The 20,605-nt window shown below is 57.7% G+C and carries 19 protein-coding genes; 4 read left to right on the top strand and 15 right to left on the bottom strand.

Annotated elements, in window-relative coordinates:
• Positions 1 to 59: 59 nt before the first annotated feature.
• Positions 60 to 572, top strand: coding sequence for a PTS sugar transporter subunit IIA (locus tag ACT8X9_RS05505; protein ID WP_444268373.1), 513 nt, complete (start codon positions 60 to 62; stop codon positions 570 to 572).
• A gap of 47 nt (positions 573 to 619) precedes the next feature.
• Here the strand turns inward: ACT8X9_RS05505 and ACT8X9_RS05500 are convergent, their stop codons facing one another.
• The 6 genes from ACT8X9_RS05500 to ACT8X9_RS05475 form a co-directional block, all read right to left on the bottom strand.
• On the bottom strand, positions 620 to 1,261 hold the full coding sequence (locus ACT8X9_RS05500) for a YczE/YyaS/YitT family protein (protein WP_158396311.1): 642 nt from the start codon (positions 1,259 to 1,261) through the stop codon (positions 620 to 622).
• A 94-nt stretch (positions 1,262 to 1,355) separates the two neighbouring features.
• A complete protein-coding gene (locus tag ACT8X9_RS05495; RefSeq protein WP_444268372.1) occupies positions 1,356 to 2,291 on the bottom strand; it encodes a CobW family GTP-binding protein in 936 nt (311 codons plus the stop codon).
• 125 nt (positions 2,292 to 2,416) lie between these two features.
• Complete coding sequence (locus ACT8X9_RS05490; protein WP_444268371.1) at positions 2,417 to 2,989, bottom strand: carbonic anhydrase; 573 nt, start codon at positions 2,987 to 2,989, stop codon at positions 2,417 to 2,419.
• Between the two features lie 91 nt (positions 2,990 to 3,080).
• The gene (locus tag ACT8X9_RS05485; protein ID WP_444268370.1) at positions 3,081 to 4,418 is read right to left on the bottom strand and encodes a CitMHS family transporter; all 1,338 of its coding nucleotides are present in this window, start codon (positions 4,416 to 4,418) and stop codon (positions 3,081 to 3,083) included.
• A 288-nt stretch (positions 4,419 to 4,706) separates the two neighbouring features.
• Complete coding sequence (locus ACT8X9_RS05480) at positions 4,707 to 5,312, bottom strand: hypothetical protein (RefSeq protein WP_444268369.1); 606 nt, start codon at positions 5,310 to 5,312, stop codon at positions 4,707 to 4,709.
• Between the two features lie 189 nt (positions 5,313 to 5,501).
• Positions 5,502 to 7,661: an ATP-binding protein gene (locus ACT8X9_RS05475; RefSeq protein WP_444268368.1), complete on the bottom strand. Its 2,160-nt coding sequence runs from the start codon at positions 7,659 to 7,661 to the stop codon at positions 5,502 to 5,504.
• 108 nt (positions 7,662 to 7,769) lie between these two features.
• Here ACT8X9_RS05475 and ACT8X9_RS05470 point away from each other — a divergent pair, with 108 nt between their 5' ends.
• Positions 7,770 to 8,462, top strand: a complete 693-nt coding sequence (locus tag ACT8X9_RS05470; RefSeq protein WP_227620578.1) for a response regulator transcription factor — start codon at positions 7,770 to 7,772, stop codon at positions 8,460 to 8,462.
• Positions 8,463 to 8,695: 233 nt separating this feature from the next.
• On the opposite strand, the gene citF is transcribed toward ACT8X9_RS05470, so the two are convergent.
• The 9 genes from citF to ACT8X9_RS05425 all read right to left on the bottom strand — a co-directional run bounded on the left by citF (position 8,696) and on the right by ACT8X9_RS05425 (position 18,493).
• Positions 8,696 to 10,264: a citrate lyase subunit alpha gene (citF, locus tag ACT8X9_RS05465; protein WP_444268367.1), complete on the bottom strand. Its 1,569-nt coding sequence runs from the start codon at positions 10,262 to 10,264 to the stop codon at positions 8,696 to 8,698.
• 2 nt (positions 10,265 to 10,266) lie between these two features.
• Entirely contained in the window at positions 10,267 to 11,169 is a 903-nt protein-coding gene (locus ACT8X9_RS05460) for an aldolase/citrate lyase family protein (RefSeq protein ID WP_207676938.1), read from the bottom strand.
• On the bottom strand, positions 11,166 to 11,465 hold the full coding sequence (gene citD / locus ACT8X9_RS05455) for a citrate lyase acyl carrier protein (RefSeq protein WP_227620580.1): 300 nt from the start codon (positions 11,463 to 11,465) through the stop codon (positions 11,166 to 11,168). Before citD ends, ACT8X9_RS05460 begins: the two co-directional genes overlap by 4 nt.
• A 313-nt stretch (positions 11,466 to 11,778) precedes the next feature.
• Positions 11,779 to 12,654 carry a YitT family protein gene (locus ACT8X9_RS05450; RefSeq protein WP_444268366.1) on the bottom strand — a complete coding sequence of 292 codons (876 nt, stop codon included), beginning with the start codon at positions 12,652 to 12,654 and terminating at the stop codon, positions 11,779 to 11,781.
• A 26-nt stretch (positions 12,655 to 12,680) separates the two neighbouring features.
• Positions 12,681 to 14,081, bottom strand: coding sequence for a YfcC family protein (locus tag ACT8X9_RS05445; RefSeq protein WP_227620581.1), 1,401 nt, complete (start codon positions 14,079 to 14,081; stop codon positions 12,681 to 12,683).
• Between the two features lie 32 nt (positions 14,082 to 14,113).
• Positions 14,114 to 15,304, bottom strand: a complete 1,191-nt coding sequence (locus tag ACT8X9_RS05440) for a M20 family metallopeptidase (protein ID WP_444268365.1) — start codon at positions 15,302 to 15,304, stop codon at positions 14,114 to 14,116.
• A 104-nt stretch (positions 15,305 to 15,408) separates the two neighbouring features.
• Positions 15,409 to 16,335 (bottom strand): LysR family transcriptional regulator, encoded by a 927-nt coding sequence (locus ACT8X9_RS05435; RefSeq protein ID WP_444268364.1) that lies wholly within the window; start codon positions 16,333 to 16,335, stop codon positions 15,409 to 15,411.
• A 232-nt stretch (positions 16,336 to 16,567) separates the two neighbouring features.
• A complete protein-coding gene (locus ACT8X9_RS05430; protein ID WP_444268363.1) occupies positions 16,568 to 17,437 on the bottom strand; it encodes a YitT family protein in 870 nt (289 codons plus the stop codon).
• Between the two features lie 186 nt (positions 17,438 to 17,623).
• Complete coding sequence (locus ACT8X9_RS05425) at positions 17,624 to 18,493, bottom strand: phosphoribosylaminoimidazolesuccinocarboxamide synthase (RefSeq protein ID WP_227620586.1); 870 nt, start codon at positions 18,491 to 18,493, stop codon at positions 17,624 to 17,626.
• 368 nt (positions 18,494 to 18,861) lie between these two features.
• Here ACT8X9_RS05425 and ACT8X9_RS05420 point away from each other — a divergent pair, with 368 nt between their 5' ends.
• Positions 18,862 to 19,860 carry a glycerophosphodiester phosphodiesterase gene (locus ACT8X9_RS05420; protein WP_444268362.1) on the top strand — a complete coding sequence of 333 codons (999 nt, stop codon included), beginning with the start codon at positions 18,862 to 18,864 and terminating at the stop codon, positions 19,858 to 19,860.
• 129 nt (positions 19,861 to 19,989) lie between these two features.
• Entirely contained in the window at positions 19,990 to 20,469 is a 480-nt protein-coding gene (locus ACT8X9_RS05415) for a MarR family winged helix-turn-helix transcriptional regulator (protein WP_444268361.1), read from the top strand.
• The last annotated feature ends 136 nt before the right edge of the window (positions 20,470 to 20,605 follow it).

Here is a 20,605-nt window from a genome sequence, read left to right as displayed (position 1 = left end):
GAGTTTACGATCTTCTGCGCTATTATTTTTCCGGATGACAGGAAGGAAGGATTTTCACAATGGGCTTTTTTGATAAACTGTTTGGCGGCAAGCACGATGCCGCCCCGAAATTTGCAGGCGAAAAGATGACCGTCATGGCTCCCATTGACGGCAAGGTGATCCCGCTGGAGCAGATCCCCGATGAGACGTTCGCCACCGCCATTCTGGGGCCCGGCTGCGGCATTGAGCCCACCGGCGACACCGTGTACGCCCCATTTGACGGCACCATCACGCAGGTGGCTTCCACCCTGCACGCCGTCGGCATCACCAGCGACGACGGCATCGAGCTGCTGATCCATGTCGGCATGGACACCGTCGAGATGCAGGGCAAGGGCTTCACCGCTCTGGTCAAGGAAGAGCAGAAGGTCAAGGCCGGCACCGCTCTGCTGAAGGTCGATCTGGACGCCATCCGCGCTGCCAACCACCCCACCACCACCGCCATCATCGTGACCAATGGCGATGACCTGCCAAAGCTCCATATCATCGCGGACGGCATCGTCTCCACCGGCACGCCGCTGTTCAAATTCGAGTAAGATACAAAAAAGACATCTGCCGCCGGCGGATGTCTTTTTCGTTATGCTCATGCTTTTTCGGGCTTATACTGCAGGACCCGCTCGGAGACGAGACCGTTGAAGAACTGGATGAAGGGTCCGAGGCAGAACGCGCAGATGAGGGTGCCCAGACCCACAAGACCGCCCAGGAGCCAGCAGAGCAGGGCGCAGAAGGCGTCGGTGAAGACGCGGCAGCCGAAGTACTGGAAGTGCGTGTAGTCCCGCAGACCCAGCGAGAGGTAATCGTAGGGCGCGATGCCGAGGTCAGCCGTCTGGTAGAGAGACGCGCCCAGCGCCGTCACAAGGACGGCCAGCACTACCCACACCAGCTGTTCCGGCAGGGACGCTGCCGGGCCGAAGGCCGCGGCAATGGGGTCGTAGAAGAAGGTTATGATGAACCCCATACCGATGCCGTTGACGAAGGTGCCAAGGCCGATGTACTTGCGCCCGAACCAGAATTCCAGCGCAAAGAAGAGGATGTTGGTGGCGACGTTCTGCACGCCCAGCGAGATGCCCAGCAGCTCGGCGAGGCGCATATTCAGCGCGCTGATGGAGTCGTTGCCGAGATGGGACTGCTTGAAGAGGGCGATGCCCAGACCAATAATGACAATGCCCACCACCATGCCCACGATGCGGCGGGTGGTCGGCTTTTGGGTGGTCGAAATGCTCATGAAACGGCCTCCTGATTTATTTTTCTCTATTATAACGCTGCAGGAGGGTCGGCGCAATCAATATTGCACAATTATCTGCTTCATTGTGGAAAACTCACCGCCTCAACTCCTCTTCCAGCCGGGCCTTGTCCAGCCCCTCGCCGATGACGATGAGCACCTGCTGTCCCTGCGGGATGGGTGCAGCCGTCAGACCGGCTGCGGTGGCGTTCAGCTCATACCACTGGCCGCCGTCCTCCACGAAGCCCTTCACCCGGAGGACCCTGCCGCAGGCGGCATCGCCGAAGAGGGACGGGATATTCCGTTCCAGACGGGCACGGGACAGGCCCAGTTCGAGGAAATAGGCCGAGGCAAAGGCGCCGTGCTCCTCAAAATGGAGCTTTTCGCAGCTGGCCTGCCGGTAGCCGCACCCTGCGATGCGGGCCATGTCGTCAGTCGTCAAATCGGCCCAGTCCTTTGCAAGGATTTCCTCCGGGCCGAACTTCCGGGAGCACTTGCAGGCCTCCAGCGCACGAGCCAGATGGGCCTTTGCTCCCTCCTTCTGCCCGTCCGCGGCCAGCTGGCAGCGGCTCAGCAGGACCTTGCCCGCCCATGCGCTCTCGGAGGCGAGGATATATTCTGCCTGCGGGGAAAGTTCTTCCGGCAGAAGGGCATCCACGATGGCGATGACATTCCCCAGCTGATACCAGCGATCCAGCGGCTCGTCCCGCAGCACGTCGAAGAACTCGTCCACGTCGAAGATGCCGCTGGGTTCCACGATGACCCGTTCAAAGCCCCGCATGGCCATCGAGATGAGCTTCGTCCGCATCCGGCGCTGATGGGTGTCGCAGTCGCAGCCGCCGCTGATGGTCTCGACCTCGACCCCCACTGCCTCCAGATCCTGAAGCAGCATGGCGTCCACATTCACCGCGCCGAAGTCGTTTTCCAGCACGCAGACCCGGACGCCCTGCCCGGCCCACCACGCTGCATATCTGCGCAGGAAGGTGGTCTTTCCTGCCCCGAGAAATCCCGTGATCAAATCTACCTGTACCATATTCCGCCCCTCCGTCGGTTTCTTTTTCCGCTGTCAGTATAAGCGAACGAGGCCGGATTGTCAAACAGAGGAAAAGGCCCTTTCCCGCCGTGGAAAAGGGCCTTTTTTGCCGCAATGCTCCGATGTTACAGAAATTCGACGCTGCCGTCCTCGATGTGATACATCGCACCGACGACCCGCAGGCCTGTTTCCTCCTCGATGTTATGGATGCACAGGCTCTTTTCGATCTCCTGCACACTGTGCCGGACGTTGAGGCAGCTGGCCTTGTAGGGGTCGGTCTCCTCTCCGATGGCCTTCTTGATCTCGTCCGTGATGTAGCGGATATAGCCGGACGACTCGTGGCGGATGGCCGCATCCACCGCGCCGCAGTGGGTATGGCCCAGCACCACCACCAGCCGACAGCCCAGATGACCTGCCGCGTACTCGATGCTGCCCAGCTGGTGGTCGTCGATGACATTGCCCGCCAGCCGGATCACGAACAGTTCCCCGATGCCTGCCGAGAAGATGTTCTCCGGAATGACCCGGGAGTCCGAACAGGTGACGATGATGGCGTAGGGCGACTGGCCCTTGGCCCATGTGGACATCCGGATGCGGCGGGAAATATCGCCGCTCCCGTTTTCCGCGTTCAGGTATTTCAGGTTGCCCGCTGCCAGCTTGTAGATGGCATCGGCCGCGGTGCAGACAAAGTTCTCACGCATTGCAGCAGCCTCCTTGGGAAAAAGTGGTAAAAGTTTTTTGCAAAAATGCCCGGCCGTCCAACGAAGGGCAGCCGGGCGGAAATTCAGTTGATCAGAAGTGGATGACGCCGAGGATCAGACCAGCGACGAGGCAGATGATGGAAACGCCCCACTGCCAGCCGAAGCAGTACTTGATGTGGTCCTTGATCTCGACACCGGCCAGACCGATGCCCAGATAGGTAGCGGGAGCCACCGGGCTGATGAAGGTAGCGCAGTTGCGGCAGACGACCATTGCGATGGCGATGTGCGCCGGGTTGACGCCGAACTGGTTGCCGACGCTGACCAGAACGGGCAGCAGGCCGTAGAAGTAGGAGTCGGTATCGAACAGCAGAGCCAGAGGCACGCTCAGGATGCCGATGATGATGGGCAGGAAACGGCCCAGAGAGGTCGGGATGAAGCTTGCCATGACGACTGCCATCTTCTCCATGATGCCGCTCTTGCTCAGGACACCGAGGAAGACACCGGCGCACAGGATGGTGGAAGCCATGCTCAGGCCAGCGGAGGCGTGGCTCTTGATGATGGAGTTGTGCAGCTTCTTGCCGCGGTAGTTGACCAGAATGCCCAGAGCACAGCCGACCATAAAGACGTAATAAGAGGGGAAGATGTCCAGAACCAGCACGATGATGACGGCCAGAGTCAGGATGACGTTGAAGATGAAGTTCTGGGGACGAGCCAGAGTCTCGTCCTTCTTGCCGTCGTCGGAGTCGTCGTACTTGCCAGCGTCCTCAGCAGCGATGGCATCGCCGAGCTTTGCGATGCGCTTCTTCTCCTGCAGGCCCCAGAAGATGGCAGTGCCGATGGCCAGCACGAAGCCGACGATCTGCATGGGCATGAGCTGGAACCACAGGTCATTCGGCTCCATCTCGATGACGCTTGCGGCGCGCATGGTGGGGCCGCCCCAGGGCATCAGGTTCATGACGCCCATTGCGGTGACGCAGATGAGCAGCAGGGTCTCACGGCGCATGTGCAGGCGCTTGTAGACGGGCAGCATGGCGGGGATGGTGATGAGGAAGGTGGAAGCGCCGCCGCCGTCCAGATGGCCGATGATGGCGATGAGGCAGGTCATCAGGGCAACGCCGACGACGTTGTTGCCGACCTTCTTCATCAGAGCACCGATGATCTTGTCGAACATGCCCGCATCGGTCATGACGCCGAAGAACAGGACGGAGAAGATGAACAGGACGGCAGTGCCGTGGACGCCCTTGACGCCCTCCTTGATAAAGCCGGCCATCTCATCCAGCGTGAAAGCACCGGTCGCCACCAGAATGGCTGCGGTGATGGTCGAGACACTGACGAATGCCAGTGCAGGGACCGTGACATTGCGCAGCAGCAGGACGATGACCGCAATCACCGTTGCAAAGCCGAGCAGAGCGAGGATCGTATCACTCATGGGTTTGTACTTCCTTTCCTTTTTTCGTATACTGGGGATGCATTCTGTTTTGTCATCCAGAATCATTCCCGTTCGTTATGGTTTCAGTATACCGGCCCAAACTTAAACGCCAAAGCGCCTTGCGTTACGGTTTGTTAAGGAATCTCTTAATATCCTGTAAGATTCCGTATGGAAGGTTGGATACAATAAAGCCGGAGCTGCGCAAAAAACAACAAGCCCCGGGGTGTTTCCACTCCGGGGCCTGTTGTCATCTTTATTTATGGGGCCTATGCCGCCTTGCGGCGGTCCTCACATGAGGGAGGTATAATCGGCGCCAGTCTTTTCGACTATATCGGTGACGATGACGACCAGGATGTACTTGCCGTCGCTAGTCTTGGCAGAGCCCAGCTTGCTGGGCTCAACATACTTCCGGTTGCTGGAAGGGACAACATTATTAGCAGGGACCAGACTGTCCCTCACAAGGGCAGCCTGCAGGCTTGCGTCCTTCTTGGCATTCTCGATATTGACCAGAGCAACCTGGACCTTCTTGGTAGCGTTTGCCGTCTCGGCAGGAGTGCCGGTAGCCATCATTCCCAGAGCCTTCCTGACTACACTGTTGGGGTCGTTGATGATGTTGTTTGTCTTGATGATCTTGCCATCACCAACCTCAACAGCATTGTCCAGAGTGATCTTGTCAGCCCCGGTGTTGGTCTCAGAATTGATGAGAGTCTCGATAGCCTTCAGGGTCTCCTTAGCAGTCTTATCCACGCCATCATCCTGCTCGACCTTGACGCCTATCTTGGTCAGAGAGTCAGCGATGTCCTTACTCTTGACGCTATCGCCGCAGCCAGTCAGAACGGACAGTGCCAGAACGCCGGCGAGGGCGACAGCCAGAAACTTCTTTGCCATTTTCATGATTTTTGCCTCCATAATTATGAATGATCTTGCAGGCAGGCTGTCCAGTTCCGGTCGTCGGCCTGTTGGCTTTATTATACCCCCCTCCTCATTAGATTTGTCAATGCATTCCCTGCATTTTATCATATTGCCGAATTATGAAGGACGTCTCTGTGCATATTCCACAAATTCACAGAAAACAGCCGCTGCTTACTCTTTCCGGCTGCTCCGTATCTGGGCCAGCAGCGTAGACGCCGACACCGGTTTTACCACATAGCCGTCGATGACGCCGTGGCTGCGGGCGTCCACGATCTCCCTTGTGGGGGCATTGGTCATCACGATGCGGGTCATGCCGGGGTAGCGGCCCCGGATGGCCATGCAGAAGTCCACGCCGTTGCTGCCGGCAAGGCTCTCGTCGATGGCGAGGACGTCGAAGGGCTGCTGCTCCAGCAGCTGGCGCAGCTCGCCCCGGCGGGAACAGGTGGACACACTCAGGCCCAAAGCGCTGAGGTCTTTTTCCAGCAGGTCGAGGACCTTGTTGTTGTCGTCCGCCGCAAGAATGCGCAGCTTGCTGTCCACGCCCCACTGCAGCTGTTCCCGCTCCTGCTGCTGTTCCAGCACTGGCAGGTAGACGTAGAAGGTGGTGCCTCTGCCGATGGTGCTCTCCGCCCGGATGCGGCCCCGGTGGGTGCGGATGATCTGGTCCGCCAGAGCAAGGCCGAGGCCGGTGCCTTCGCCGGTCTTTTTGGTGGTGAAGAAGGGCTCGAAGATGTGCTGCATCGTCTCCTTGTCCATGCCGCAGCCGGTGTCGGTGACACTGAGGCAAACGTAGTTGGGCCACTCTTCCGAGATTTTTTCTTCCGGGAAGAGGGCCTCAAGCTCCCTGCGGGGCACGACGCTGCCCCGGATGGTCAGCCTTCCGCCCTCGGCGCCGATGGCGTGGATGGCGTTGATGCTAATGTTCAGCAGCACCTGCTGCAGCTGTGTCGCGTTGCCCAGCACACACTCGCCGGTCAGCTCATTTTCCTCCTTCAACTCCACGTTCTTCGGGCAGTTCGTCTCCACCAGCTTCCGGGTCCGATGGAGCAGTCCCTCCACCGACACGGCGTCGTAGACCGTCTCCACGTTTTTCCGGCTCATGGAGGAGATCTGTTTCACGACCTCCTGCGCCTTCTGGGCCGCCTCGCTGATCTCCATTGCGTTGTCGTAGATCTCGCTGCCCGGGTCGGCGTCGGCCATGATGAGGTCGGCATAGCCGGTGATGGGGGTGAGGAAGTTGTTGAACTCATGGGCGATGCCGCCGGTAAGGGTACCCATCATCTGCAGCCGCTGCCCATGGGCCAGCGATTCCTCGCTGCGGTGGAGCTCCTCGAGGGTCTGGTTCAGGGTCTTCAGGTCGCTGATCTCGGTGGCGCTCCGGCGGTCACGCTCCTGCAGACGGAACATCTGGAACATGAAGAGCACCAGCACCAGTGCCACGCCGCCGAAGATGAACACCACCTTCACGAAGCTCTGCTGTACCGGCTCGTAGAGGTCGTCATAATCCACCACGGCGCTGACGATCCAGAAGCTGTCCCCTACCTTCAGATGGCGGAAGGCGCTTATTTTATGCACCCGGGGCAGGCTCGGGTCGGTCCACCAGTAGGAGTAGTAATCCAGCGTGCCGGCTTCCTCCTCCTGCTGGGCGCGCAGCAGCTCGCTCAGGCTGCTCAGGTCCAGCGTCCGGTCCTTATTATAGATGCGCTGGCGACCCTCCACGACCTTGATGCCCCACTGGACGGCCTCGGGGTGCATGACCACAAGATTGTCGTCGTTCTTTATCATGATGTAACCGTTGGTGCCGACGTGGATCTCCGAGATGAGCTGCTGGTACATGACCGTAGAGTCCACCACGAGGCAGACGGTCTTCTCCCCCGCCTGTTTTTTCATCACAAGGTAGTGTTCATCCCCGCTGTGGTACTGCCAGTAGGAGATCTTCTCTGTCCGGGTGATAAGGACATCACAGACCGCGCTGAGTCCATAGCAGCTGTAGACGACCTCGCCGTTGCTGTTTTCCAGCCAGACGTCCCGGATGGTGTCGCTCCGGGCCACGGTGGGGCGGAGACCTGCATCCGCCGCCACCTTTTCGGCGATGGAGTCCAGTCGGTCAGCGTATTCCTCCAGCAGGACGCGGATGCTGTCGGCGGTGCTCTGCACCACCAGCTCCATCTGCCGCGTCTGGCTGGTCATCAGGGCGGTGCGGTAGTCCTGCCACACCGCCCCCACCACAAGGGCCAGTGCGGCCACCGTCACGATGCCGATGGCCAGCGGCACCCACAGGGCGCGCAGGGTCTGGAGCCATGTCTTTTTCGGGGCAGTTTTCTCCTTCATTTCATATCCTCCTTTGGGGCGGTCTTGCTCTTCCTGTCTAAAAATGTTATAATTTTATCTATGTAAGCAGAATCAACCGTTCCGGTCAGAAAAGTACAGGGAGTTATCATGTCGTATCATGTTCTTATTGTAGACGATGATCCAGCAATTTGCAAACTTTTATCGAAAGTTATGATCAGCAACGAGATGGACCCTCTCGTCGTCAACAGCGGCGCGGCGGCACTGGACGTCATTGCGCGGCAGAGCGGCACGCTGGATATGATCCTGATGGACATCACGCTGGGAGACATGGAGGGCTTCGACGTCATTCAGACCATCCGGCGCAACGGCGTCACCACGCCGGTCATCATCATCAGCGGCCGCAACGAGGATTATGATTTCATGTACGGCCTGTCTCTGGGCGCAGACGACTATGTGACCAAGCCCTTCCGCCCCCAGATCTTAGGCGCGAAGGTCAAAGCCCTTATCCGCCGCAGCAAGAGCTTCTCACAGGAGAACAGCCAGCAGATCAGCTGCGGCCCCTTCCTCTGCGACACCACCACCATGCGCTTTTACAAAAACAACGTGGAGCTGAACCTTTCGGAGAAGGAGCGCAGCCTGCTTCTCCTCTTTGTCCGCCACCCGCAGCAGGTGTTCACCAAGGATATGATCTACGAGCAGATCTGGGGCAACCTCATCGCTGTGGACGACAACGCCATCATGGTCTACATCAACCGTCTGCGCAGCAAGATCGAGGACAACGCCCGCACCCCCCAGCACATCATCACCATCCGGGGCGTGGGCTACCGGTTCGTGCCGTAAGAACATCCTTTTTTCAAGAAACAAAAAGAAGAGCAGCCAGCTGCGCGCGGTGCAGCTGGCTGCTCTTTGGTTTTATGCCGGTATAAAACACAAAACCTTGAAAAAGGAGAATCGCATGAAGTTTGTGTGCGTATCCAGACGCAAAAACGGGGGTGAGAAGAGCGAAGGAATATCCGTGAATCCATTCCGAAGCGTGGTTGGCAAGCCACAAACCCGTTTTTACGCCATATCACTCAATCTTCGCGGAAAGAGAAAGGCTTGACTTCGCGGACGACATCCATGACGGTGCCGTCGCGGGCTTCGATGATGCCCACGATGCGGTCGCCGAACTGGACCTTCTCCGGCTCGCCGACGATGGAGTAGGCGATGTCGCGCAGCTCCTCGATGGTCTTCAGAGGCACGCAGTCAGCGGCCTTCAGAGCCTCCAGCAGGTCAGGACGGCGGGGGTTGACGGCCACGCCGTAGTCGGTGACGACAATGTCAACGCTCTCGCCCGGGGTGGTCACAGTGGTGACGTCGGTGCAGATGGCCGGGATGCGGCCCTGCAGCAGAGGAGCGATGACGATGGTGCACTTTGCACCCTGTGCGGTATCGGGATGGCCGCCCTGTGCGCCGGTGATGATGCCATCCGAACCGACGACGACGTTGCAGTTGAAGTGGGTATCGACTTCCAGAGAGGCCAGAATGACGTAATCCAGCTTGTTGACGAAAGCGCCCTTATTCATGGGGCTTGCATACTCGCCAGCAGAGATGGGGAAATGGTTGGGGTTGGTGCGGACGTTGTTGACCGCGTCGAGGTCAAAGTCCTGCGTATCCACCAGCTTGCGGGCCAGACCGCGGTCCAGCAGCTCGCACATGGGCTTGGTCAGGCCGCCGACACCCAGACCCATATGGATGTTCTTCTCCTCCATGATCTTGGACAGAGAGATGGTGGAGGCGATGGATGCGCCGCCGACACCGGTCTGATAGGAGAAGCCGTCCTTGAAGTAGGGGGTGTTGGCCACGACCTGAGTGCAGTACTCGGCCATCAGAATCTTGCGCTGGTCGGTGGTGGGCTTAGCAGCACCGGTGGCGATCTTCTCGGGGATGCCGATCTGATCCACGACGCAGACGTAATCCACCTTGGTCTGGTTGATCTCTGCGGGGTAGTTGGGGTAATCCACGAGGCAGTCGGTGATGGCCACCACATAGTCGGCCATATCGGCGTCCACATAAGCATAGCTCAGGACGCCGCAGTTGGTCTTGCCGCCCATACCGGAGCAGTTGCCGTACTCGTCACAGGAGGGTGCACCGATGAAGGCGATATCCACATGGGTCTCGCCGGTCTCGATGGCGCGGACGCGGCCGCCGTGGCTGCGCATGGTGGCCAGCCCCTTCAGCTTGCCGTGGGAGATGGCATCGCCGATCTTGCCGCGGACGCCGGAGGACTCGATGTTGACGATGGTGCCGTCCTCGATCATGGGGACGAGGGCGTCATGGGCCTTGCCCAGAGAGCTTGCGCTCAGGGTGATGTTCTTGAAGCCCATCTTGTGGATCTCCTCCATCACCATGCAGACCACGAGGTCGCCCTCGCGGAAGTGGTGGTGGAAGGAAACGGTCATGCCGTCGTGTGCGCCGCACTTGACGAGGGCCTCGTGGATGTCCTTGACCATCTTATCGTGGTCGTTGCGCATCACGGGGGTGACTTTCGGGCTGGCCTTCTGGAAAGCCTTGCCGTCCTTATAGTTGTTGCCCTGAAAGACCTCTTTGCCGGTGCTCTCGAGGATCTCTTCGGGAATTTCTCTGCCTACTGCGTTCAACATAATCACAAATCCCCCTTATACACGCCGGATGCCTTGGCCAGATCGATGGTGCGCTTTGCGCCGTCGTAGAAGGCGATGTCGATCATCTTGCCATCGACGGTGAAGACGCCGATGCCCAGAGCCTTCTTGGAGTCGATCTCCTTGACGACCTTCTCGGCGAAGATGATGTCCTTCTGGGTGGGCGTAAAGATCTCGTGGACGATGGGGATCTGACGAGGATTGATGATGGATTTGCCATCGAAGCCCATCAGGTGGATGTTCTCCACGTCCTTGCGGAAGCCATCCATATCCTTCAGGTCGGTGTAGACGGTGTCGAAGCACTGCACACCGGCGGCGCGGGCGGCAATGATCATCTGCTGGCGGGCACCCATCAGCTCGATGCCGGTGCCGGTGATGTGGGTCTGCAGATCCTTGGTGTAGTCGCCGCCGGACAGTGCGATGCCGAACAGGCGCTCGTCAGACTCGCAGATTTCCAGAGCGTTCATCACGCCGCGGGCAGACTCCAGAGCGGCGATGATGAGCACCTCGCCCTCGGGACGGCCATAGGTCTTCTCGTCCTCGGCGATGGCAGCAGCCACGCGGTGGACATCCTCGGCGTGCTCGGTCTTGGGGATGCGGATGGAGTCGCAGCCGCCGGCCACACAGGCGCGGATGTCTTCCCTCCAGTAGGGGGTGTCCAGACCGTTGATGCGGACGACCCGCTCTGCACCGCGGTAATCCACGGTCTTCAGGGCGTGGTACAGGCTGAAGCGGGCGACATCCTTCTGGTTCTCAGCGACAGCGTCCTCGAGGTCCAGCATCAGGGAGTCGGCCTTATAGATGTACGGGTCCTTGATGAGGCCGGGCTTCTGCGCATTCAGGAACATCATCGTGCGGCGCAGGCGCTTTTTGTTCGGATTATTCATCGAATGGCACCTCCCCAAGGCAGATCCTCATACTGGTCAACAGAGCGATAAACAGCGCCCTCGATGCGGGCCTTCAGGGTGCAGTCCAGTGCGCCCTTGTCCACGATGGTGATGCGGACGTTATCGATGTCCAGATTCTTCAGGGTCTCCAGCGCGACCTTGCGCAGCTGGTTGCCGTACTGGTGGATGACGGAGCTTTCGAGGGAGAAATCGATCTTGCCCTCGCCCGGCTCCACGGTCACCATGCAGTCGCTGGATTCCAGAGTACCAGCCGTGGCTGCTTTCTTGATCTCCATGCTTTTTTCCTCCTTGGCAGGTGGTTTCTTCATTCATTATACCGTTCTTGCGGGGCGGCGCTCTTCCGCACCGCTCCTGATGGTTCTATCATAATCGGACAATCTTACAAAAGGCATAGCTTCCGTCTTAATATTCGTTAAGAATCGCCAAAAATTTCTCTTGTACACAAGATTTATTCCATTTGGTCATGGAAGCCTTGCATTTTCTCTTCCGCTTCACCCGTTTTCCCGCACAGAATGTCATCCGGCGGGGTAGTGCAAAACAGGCAAAACCACTGGCTGTGCGTTTTGCCTGCTGCGGAAAGATCCTTTTTTACACGGAGCTGAAGCCCTTACCGATGATCTCGCTGGAATTTTCTATCATGATAAAGGCCGTCGGCTCCTGCTGGCGGATGAAGCTGCGCAGGCGGATGGCCTGACTGCGCCGCATGGTGGTCATGATGACCGTCTTGTGGGCGTCAGAGTACGCGCCGCGCGCTTCAAAGGTGGTCGCGCTCCGGTTCAAATCGTGGATGATGAAGTCGCAGATGGCCTGCGGGTGCTCACACACGATGTTGAAGCACTTGCAGAGGTTCATATTCTCGATGACGTTATCCACCACCATCGACTTGGCCACCAGACCCATGATGGAGAACAGACCGGTGGAGGGGCCGTACATTGCAAACGAGAGGCCCACAGCCGCCACATCCGCTGCCATCAGGGCAGAACCGATGTTCATGCTGGTGTACTTTTTCAGAATCATGGCGATGACATCCGTGCCGCCCGAGGATGCGCCGATGTTGAACAGGATCGCCGAACCGATAGCCGGGAGCATAATGGCAAATACCAGCTCCAGCATAGGCTGGTCGGTCAGAGTACCGTGCATCGGCACCAGAGCGTCCAGTACCTGCAAGCTCACCGACATAACGATGGTCGCATAAACGGTGCGGATGCCGACGCTCTTGCCCAGAAAGATGAAGCCCAGCACCAGCAGCGCGTAGTTGGCAACGGTGGTGAAGGTACTTGCCGAGCAGTGGAGCAGCTGGCTGAACACGGTGGAAAAGCCGGTCACGCCGCCGAAGGCAAAGTGGTTTGGGAATTTGAAAAAGTAGATGCCGATGACCATGATCCAGATGCTGACCGTGATGAGACCATACTCAGCCAGCGTCCGAATCCAAGGATTTTTGATTTCTTTTATTGCTGACGCCATAGTCTGATTTTTTGCCGCCTTCCAGTTCACATGGGGCCGAGGTGGATCGCCTGTGCGATCATCAGCAGCACAGAACCGACGGCCAGCCAGATGAGGAACAGCTTCCACATGAACTTCATCCAACGGTCATAGGGAATGTTCACAGCGCTGATAATACCCATCAAAGCGGTGGAAGTGGGCAGGACGTAGTTGCAGAAGCCATCGCCGAAGTTGAAGGAAAGAATTGCGGTCTGACGGGTAACGCCCACGAGGTCGGCCAGAGGTGCCAGAATGGGAATGACAGCTGCGGCCTGACCGCTGCCGGAAGTCAGGAAGACGTTGATAATGGTGTTTGCCAGCAGCATGGCGGGTCCGAGCAGGATGGTGGGGACGAAGTTCAGGCCGTTTGCCAGTGCGTGGACAACGGTATCGGTGATGTGACCGGCGTTCATGATGCTGCTGATCGCCTGTGCCATGCCGATGATGAAGGCAGCGCCCAGCATCTTCTTGCAGCCCTCAAGGAACTCTTTGGAAATCGCGGAGGGGCCAAAGCCGCCCAGTACGCCTTCGATGACAGCCAGTGCGAGGAAGACAGATGCAGTCTCAGACATATCCCAGTCGAGCTTGATGCCGCCGTAGACGATGAGGATAAGGGATGCGAAGAAGACCAGCATGATGAGGATCTTGCGGGCGTCCAGCTTGCCGAAGGAGTCGAGGTCAGCAGCATTGCGGAACTCGCTGGTCTTGTCGATCTCGTACATGGGGCTGAGTTCGGGATGCTTCTGGATCTTCAGTGCATAGCGGATGAGGTAGATGTTCGTGATAACATAGAACACAGCGAAGCAGATAAAGCGGTATCCCACGCCGGAATACAGCGGCAGACCGGCAATTTTCTGAGCCACGATGGTGGTGTTGATGTTCAGAGGGCCAGTGGAGAAACCGATGGCGCCGCCCAGCAGGATGATGGATGCACCGGTGATGGAGTCCAGACCCATCGCAAAAGCCATCATGACCATGATCGGTGCAAAGGCAATGAACAGGTTGACGCCCTGCGTGGTGCAGATGAGGCCGAACACCAGCGTCAGGATAGGCAGGAACAGATAGACGCGGGTGGAGAAGATCTTTGCCATCTTGGCAACCACAGCGTGGAGTGCGCCGGTCTTGGTCAGGATGTGGAAGGCACCGCCTGCGAACATGATGACCAGCATCAGATCAATGCGCTTGATGAAGGCTTTGACGATGTACAGAGGAATTTCGAGCGGGTTGACGGGTGTCTTATCAATGTAGTTGAAATCGTTGGGGTCGATGACCTTAATGCCTGCTTCGTTCTCGAAGCGGGTGTAGGAGCCTGCCGGGATGATCCAGGTCAGCAGGACCGCAAACAGGATGATGATGCCGATGATGACGAAGGTATGCGGCATCTTGAATTGCTTCTTTTTCGTTTCCATAATTTTCTCCTCTCTTTTGACGCGCCAAAGCGTCAGCTCTGGCCGTGCAGTTCTTTGGCCAGATTCTCATGGAACTCCTTCTTGATGGCTTCCAGCTTTTCCGGGTTCTCAATGAGCTGTGCGCCCGTCAGAGCCAGAATCTTTGCGCCGTAGACCACCGCATTGTGGGCCGCTTCGGTCTTGCCGGCATCCAGATACTCCTGCGAGTGAGCTGCTGCACCCTCCGGGACAAAGGCCACGCGGATGCAGGTGCCGGGCACATGGCGCATCACGTTGCCGAAGTCGGTGGAGCCGGTCTTCTGGCGGGCCGGACGGATGCAGGGAGCTTTGACCTTCTCGGCCTGCTCCATCACCAGTTCGTTGAGGGACAGCACCGGGATCTTGTTGTCGAGGCTCTTTTCCTCGATGATCTCCACTTCCGTCTCTGTCATCATGGCCGCACCCTGCAATACCTTCTTGACGCGGGCCACCACGCCGTCCAGATCGGTACGGCTGTAGGAGCGGACATACATACTCGCTTCTGCATAGCCGGGCACCACATTTGCCGCCGTGCCGCCGCAGTTGACGATGGTGTAGTGCATCCGAACGTCCGAGGGAACATGCTCCCGTAGGAACTCGACGCCCTGACAAGCCAGAATCAGGCCGTCCAGTGCGCTGCGACCTTTTTCGGGCTTGAGCGCTGCGTGAGAGCAGACACCGTGGTAGATGATCTTGAGCTTGTTGAGTGCCAGCGACTTGACATCCACCTGCGTAGCCGGGCCGCCGTGCATCATGAGCGCCACATCCAGCTCCTCAAAGGTGCAGCCGTTTTCCAGCATCACGACCTTGCCGCTGATGGTCTCTTCAGCAGGTGTGCCGTAGACCGTGATGGTATACGGTGCGTCGATGGCTGCCTCTTTCAGTGCCTTGGCTGCGCCCAGAATGGCCGGCCCCTGCATATGGTGGCCGCAGGCGTGGCCCAGACCGGCCAGAGCGTCGTATTCGCAGAGCAGGCCGATGTTCGGGCCGCCCTCGCCGTGCTTCCAGACGGCACGGAACGCCGTCTTCATACCAGCAATACCGCGCTCCACAGTGAAGCCTTCTTTTTCCAGCCAGCCGGTCAGGGTCTCAAATGCATGAAACTCCTGCTGACCCACTTCCGGGTGGTCGAAGAAGTCGTCTGCCATTGCAGTCAGGGCAGCTGCGCTCTGCTCAACGCTTCGCTCCAGTTTTTCCTCCAACATAATAAGCACCTCCATTTTTGGTACTTTCAGTTTACCAAATCGGAGGCGCTTTGTACATTTTGAAAAAATTATATCTTCATTTTGGAATTCTTATGTTCAGTTTATCAGAACTCCAAATACTCCTCTGCCGCATCCTTCATCTGCATGATCATAGCTCGCATGGGTTTGGTCAGCTCCACATCCTGACGGTAGGCCACCACAACATCCTGTCCGTACCTGGAACTATCGATGGTGTAGTATTTCACCGGCTTCGGATAGTGGATGTTCTTCTGATAGCCCTGCCGGATAAAGCCCACACCCAGACCCTCGGCCACCAGCTGTGCGCCAAGCTCCATATTGCGTATCACCCGGATGCGTCCCGGCTTGACCTTGTAATCTTTCAGGATCTTCTCTTCCACCCGCCGGGCGCTCTGCATCTCGGTGTTCAGAAATATCGTCTCACCGCTCAGAAGGTGCGGGTCAAGGAAGTCGAGCTTTGAGCCTTCGACGGGAACCGCCTTTTCGTTCAGCGGATGGTCTCCGGACACCATCAGCAGAAAATCTTCCATGCCCAGTGGGACAGTCTCCATCTCGGACGTTACATCGCTCTGGCTCAGCACCACAAGGTCAAGCTCCCGGTTTTTCAGCATGATGGTCAAATCGGCCAGATTTCCTTCCCGGATGACCACATCCACCTGCGGCCACTCCCGCTCGTACACCGACAGCACCGCAGGCAGAAACCAGATGCCGCGCCGCTGTGCGATACCGATACGCACTTGCCCGGCATCTTCCTGCTCTGTCTGCCGCATCACCGCCTTGAACTGCCGCTCCAGCTCCAGCATCTGAGAAGCCTTTTCCACATACTGCTTGCCCAGCCACGTCAGCTCGAATTTCCGGCCATTCCGCTCGAACAGCGGCGCACCCAGATTCTTTTCCACATTATTGATGTACAGGCTCAGTGCGGGCTGCGAGATATACAGCCGCTCCGAGGCGCGGGTCAGGCTCTTGCACTCCGCAAGGGTGCAGACGTACTTTTGCTCCTTTAAGTCCATTCGATTCCAGCCTCCTCACCAAATAACGACACTTTTCTTATTATAGCACATTTGAGCGCAAACAAAAAAGCCCTTCTTTGCAGGCAATGCCGTTAAGACAACAGGATATCCTCAGCGGCAAGGACACCAAGCTGCTGCGGGTGGAGCCGAATAAGCAGAACAAAGAAAAAGCACATCTGCATCATTCCTCTCCGAGGAATGACACAGATGTGTTTATCCTGCTGATTATTTTTTATGCGTGATTGAAGCCCTTGCCGAACACCTCGGTGGTGCTGAGCATCGAGATGAAGGCGTTGAGGTTCTCTTTGTGGATAAAGGCCTGTAGCTGCAGGGCCTCGCGGTGGGTAAGGGTGGTATAGATCATGTAGTGGGGGCGGTCGGTGTAGGCACCGTAGCAGGGGGTGTAGGTGGCACCGCGCACCAGCTTGCGCATGACGAAGTCACAGATGGGGTCCTTGTCGTCACAGATGATGAGGATGGCCTTGCACATCTTCATCTGCTCCAGCACCGCATCGACGACAAGGCTCTTCACCGTCAGACCCACGAAGGAGTAGAGGGCGGTGTAGAGGTCGAACACGAAGCAGGCTGCCAGCACCATGGCAAGGTCGGTGATGAAGAGGGCCTCGCCGGTGTTCTGCATATGGGTATATTTTTTCAGGATAAGGGCGATGACATCGGTGCCGCCGGAGGAGGCGCCCACATTGAAGAGCAGTGCCGACGCGATGGCAGGCAGGGCGATGGCGAAGACCAGATCCAGCATGGGCTGATCCGACAGGGGGCCGTTGAGGGGGACATATTTTTCGAACACAGCCAGCTCCACGTTCATAACGACGGTGGCCCAGCCGGTGCTGATGGCAAAATTCCTGCCGAGAAAGATCCAGCCCAGAACGAGCAGGATGACGTTTGCCCACGACGAGAAGGCCGAGGCCGACAGGGGGGTGAGCTTTGCCACAAGGGCTGCGCCGCCGGTCACGCCGCCGAAGACGAAGTTGTTGGGGAACTTGAAGAAGTATACGCCGATGGTCATGATGCTGATGCTCAGGGTGATGATGATGTACCTGCTGATGGTCTGCAAAAGTTTCTCCCGCGTGCTGATCTCCATTTGACTGTTTCCTTTCGCCGTCCGCACGGCTTCCTTTTTCTTACACCAAAGGGACGAAAATGTGCCCGTTTCTTGTGCTATTGTAACACCACCCACCGCCCTGTTCAAGAGGTAAAACACCGCAACACAAAAACCGCCCGCTCTGGTCTTCTCCAAAGCGGGCGGTGGTCGGAATTTCCGGGAGCCTTACAGCTTCTTGCCGGTCAGCATCTCGTAGGCTTCCTCATATTTGGCGATGGTCTTGTCGATGACGTCCTGCGGCAGGTCGTAATCGCTGTCGGGGTTGGCCTTGAGCCAGTTGCGGACAAACTGCTTGTCGAAGGAGGGCTGGCCGTGGCCTGCCTCGTAGCCCTCCAGCGGCCAGAAGCGGGAGGAATCGGGGGTCAGCATCTCGTCGCCGAGGATGACATTGCCGTCCTCGTCCAGACCGAACTCGAACTTGGTATCGGCGATGATGATGCCGCGGGAGAGGGCGTACTCGGCGCACTTCTTATACAGGGCGATAGTGTAGTCGCGCAGCTTGGTGGCGTACTCCTCGCCGTGGCCGGGGAACTGCTTTTCCAGCACATCGATGCTCTGCTCGTAGGAGATATTCTCGTCGTGATCGCCGATCTCGGCCTTGGTGGAGGGGGTGTAGATCGGCTCAGGCAGCTTCTCGGACTCCTGCAGACCCTCGGGCAGCTGGATGCCGCAGACCTTGCCGGTCTTCTGGTAACTGGCCCAGCCGCTGCCGGTGATGTAGCCGCGGACGATGCACTCGACGGGCAGCATGGTCAGCTTGCGGCACATCATGCTGCGGCCCTCGTACTGGGGCTGCTGGAAGAACTCCGGCATCTCCTTCACGTCCACGCTCAGCATATGGTTGGGCAGCAGGTCGCGGGTGTAGTCGAACCAGAACTTGCTCATCTGGGTGAGCACCTTGCCCTTGTTGGTGACTTTATTCTTTAAGATAACATCAAATGCAGAGATGCGGTCGGTGGCGACCATGATGAGGCTGTCGCCGTTGTCGTAGATCTCGCGGACCTTGCCTTCCTTGATGGGCTTGAACTCAGTCATAGCAAAACTCTCCATTTCCCTTATTCCGTAGGTATCTTTTCGTTTGGGATAACCTCTCAGTCTCGCTCCCCTCTTCAGGGGGGGCAGCGCATCAGCGCTGACGGAGAGGTTTGATTCATTACACTATAATCTTACCATAGGAATTGTCCGTTGGGAAGAAACAGATAGGAGAGAAATGGGCCGATTTTTGGTTTTTTCTCGTGAAAAGTGCTAAAATCCAGCTTATTTTTTCGTCGTTTTGACGATAAAAGTCGTACTTTCGCCCTTCTTCTCCCCCTGTGAAGCGCCGTCATTGACGGAATTTGTGAAAACGTGTATCATGTACGGTAGTATTTTTTCAACAATCTGTCTTCTAAGGAGCTTTGCCCATGCGCCCTCTCATCATCGCCCATCGCGGCGCGTCCCATCTGGCCCCCGAAAACACGCTGACGTCCTTCCGTCTGGCCAAGACGCTGGGCGCAGACGGCTTCGAGTGCGACGTCCAGCTCACCAAGGACCGTCACCTCGTGGTGGCCCATGACTACTTCACCGACCTCAAGGCCGGCGTCCACGGCAACATCCCGGACATGACCTTCGACGAGCTGCGGAAGCTGGATTTCGGCAGCTGGAAAGGCCCCGAGTACGCAGGTGAGCAGATCCCCACCCTCGAAGAGGTGCTGGAAGTCGCGCAGGGCTTCCAGATGATCCACATCGAGCTGAAGCCCTACTTCGATCGGGACGAGGAGATTGCAGACCGGGTCATCGACGCCGTCCTCGACGCGGGACTGGAAGAAAAGGCCGTCATCACGGCCTTCGAGTACGGCGCTCTCCGCCGGGTGAAGGAGCGGATGCCCCAGATGGCCATCTGTGCCATGACCTCCAGCCCCGAGTCCCAGCTCGTCCAGCCCGCCACCTTCTGGGAAAAGCTGGGTCTCAAGAAGACCGACCCTCTCGCAGAGAAGCTTTCCAGCCCGCAGGCCCTCAGCGAAGCGGCAGCCCTGCTGGAAGACCCCAACAGCCTCGACGAGGAGAACAGCATCCTTCTTTATTATCTGAAAGACCGCCTCGATTTCCTCTACTCCATCTTCCCCGGCATGAATCTGGCCCAGATCTTACAGCAGTATTACTACCAGACCGATTTCGTGAATTACGTCGCACAGTTCAGCTTTCCGGTGGACTACATCGGGCCGGAGTACCACGCCTTTTTCCGGGACAAAGACCTGATCTCCAACGCCCACGCCCACGGCTTCAAGGTCGCGCCGTGGCCGGTGGGCAATGACAGCCGGGATGACCTGCGCCAGCTGTTCCGGCTCGACCCGGAACTCGTGGTCACAAACAAGCCCGAAGTCGCCATCGCCATCCTGACAGGGCTGGGCCGGTGGGACTAGGCGCAAAAGAGGGTTGACAGCCCTCTTTTTTTGGTCCATAATAGTCCTGTATCAAACAGTTTTATGTGAAACAGTTCGACCTCCGAACATTCACAGCTCTGCCATATAACGAACAGAAGGATGATAACTATGTGTAAAGAAATCGAGCCTTGCTGCACTCCTGTCGCACCGCCTTGGGAGACTCCGCAGGTCATCCCGGCCCAGCTGCGCCGGGTGAACAATCTCATCTTCCGCAGGATCGGCCAGATCTCCCGCGCCAACGGCGTGGAGGCCGTGACCCCCATGCACGGCTGGATCATGGAGTACCTCTACCGGAACTCCGACACCCTCGTGTTCCAGCGGGACATCGAGCGGGAGTTCTCCATCACCCGCTCCACCGTCACCAATATTTTACAGCTCATGGAGCGCAAGGGCTACATCGCCCGTCAGAGCGTCGCGCAGGACGCCCGCCTCAAGCAGCTGGTGCTCACCGAAAAGGGCCGCCAGTTCCACGAAAATACCATGCTCGCCCTCCACCAGACCGACGAATACGTCGCCAGCCTGCTGACGGAAGAAGAGAACACCGAGCTGCTGCGGCTGCTGAATAAACTATATCTGGGCTTGAAGTGAAACAAATATGAACTTTTTCCGAAACTTTGAAAAAAGCATTGACATTAAAATTGTTTTGTATAAAATTGTTCCGTACCAAACAATTATTCAAAGGATGTTCCACAGATGATAAAAAAACTTGTGTCTCATCTGGGCG

Source organism: Faecalibacterium sp. (assembly GCF_052358865.1).
In the GTDB taxonomy this organism is placed as follows: Bacteria; Bacillota; Clostridia; order Oscillospirales; family Ruminococcaceae; genus Faecalibacterium; species Faecalibacterium butyricigenerans.
Note: the sequence above shows the minus strand (reverse complement) of the source record. Positions and strands in the feature narration are given on the sequence as shown.

Excerpts from the sequence above, each read along its gene's own strand:
- ACT8X9_RS05505 (WP_444268373.1), top strand. The coding sequence starts at position 60 with ATGGGCTTTTTTGATAAACTGTTTGGCGGCAAGCACGATGCCGCCCCG.
- ACT8X9_RS05500 (WP_158396311.1), bottom strand. The coding sequence starts at position 1,261 with ATGAGCATTTCGACCACCCAAAAGCCGACCACCCGCCGCATCGTGGGC.
- ACT8X9_RS05495 (WP_444268372.1), bottom strand. The coding sequence starts at position 2,291 with ATGGTACAGGTAGATTTGATCACGGGATTTCTCGGGGCAGGAAAGACC.
- ACT8X9_RS05490 (WP_444268371.1), bottom strand. The coding sequence starts at position 2,989 with ATGCGTGAGAACTTTGTCTGCACCGCGGCCGATGCCATCTACAAGCTG.
- ACT8X9_RS05485 (WP_444268370.1), bottom strand. The coding sequence starts at position 4,418 with ATGAGTGATACGATCCTCGCTCTGCTCGGCTTTGCAACGGTGATTGCG.
- ACT8X9_RS05480 (WP_444268369.1), bottom strand. The coding sequence starts at position 5,312 with ATGAAAATGGCAAAGAAGTTTCTGGCTGTCGCCCTCGCCGGCGTTCTG.
- ACT8X9_RS05475 (WP_444268368.1), bottom strand. The coding sequence starts at position 7,661 with ATGAAGGAGAAAACTGCCCCGAAAAAGACATGGCTCCAGACCCTGCGC.
- ACT8X9_RS05470 (WP_227620578.1), top strand. The coding sequence starts at position 7,770 with ATGTCGTATCATGTTCTTATTGTAGACGATGATCCAGCAATTTGCAAA.
- citF (WP_444268367.1), bottom strand. The coding sequence starts at position 10,264 with ATGTTGAACGCAGTAGGCAGAGAAATTCCCGAAGAGATCCTCGAGAGC.
- ACT8X9_RS05460 (WP_207676938.1), bottom strand. The coding sequence starts at position 11,169 with ATGAATAATCCGAACAAAAAGCGCCTGCGCCGCACGATGATGTTCCTG.
- citD (WP_227620580.1), bottom strand. The coding sequence starts at position 11,465 with ATGGAGATCAAGAAAGCAGCCACGGCTGGTACTCTGGAATCCAGCGAC.
- ACT8X9_RS05450 (WP_444268366.1), bottom strand. The coding sequence starts at position 12,654 with ATGGCGTCAGCAATAAAAGAAATCAAAAATCCTTGGATTCGGACGCTG.
- ACT8X9_RS05445 (WP_227620581.1), bottom strand. The coding sequence starts at position 14,081 with ATGGAAACGAAAAAGAAGCAATTCAAGATGCCGCATACCTTCGTCATC.
- ACT8X9_RS05440 (WP_444268365.1), bottom strand. The coding sequence starts at position 15,304 with ATGTTGGAGGAAAAACTGGAGCGAAGCGTTGAGCAGAGCGCAGCTGCC.
- ACT8X9_RS05435 (WP_444268364.1), bottom strand. The coding sequence starts at position 16,335 with ATGGACTTAAAGGAGCAAAAGTACGTCTGCACCCTTGCGGAGTGCAAG.
- ACT8X9_RS05430 (WP_444268363.1), bottom strand. The coding sequence starts at position 17,437 with ATGGAGATCAGCACGCGGGAGAAACTTTTGCAGACCATCAGCAGGTAC.
- ACT8X9_RS05425 (WP_227620586.1), bottom strand. The coding sequence starts at position 18,493 with ATGACTGAGTTCAAGCCCATCAAGGAAGGCAAGGTCCGCGAGATCTAC.
- ACT8X9_RS05420 (WP_444268362.1), top strand. The coding sequence starts at position 18,862 with ATGCGCCCTCTCATCATCGCCCATCGCGGCGCGTCCCATCTGGCCCCC.
- ACT8X9_RS05415 (WP_444268361.1), top strand. The coding sequence starts at position 19,990 with ATGTGTAAAGAAATCGAGCCTTGCTGCACTCCTGTCGCACCGCCTTGG.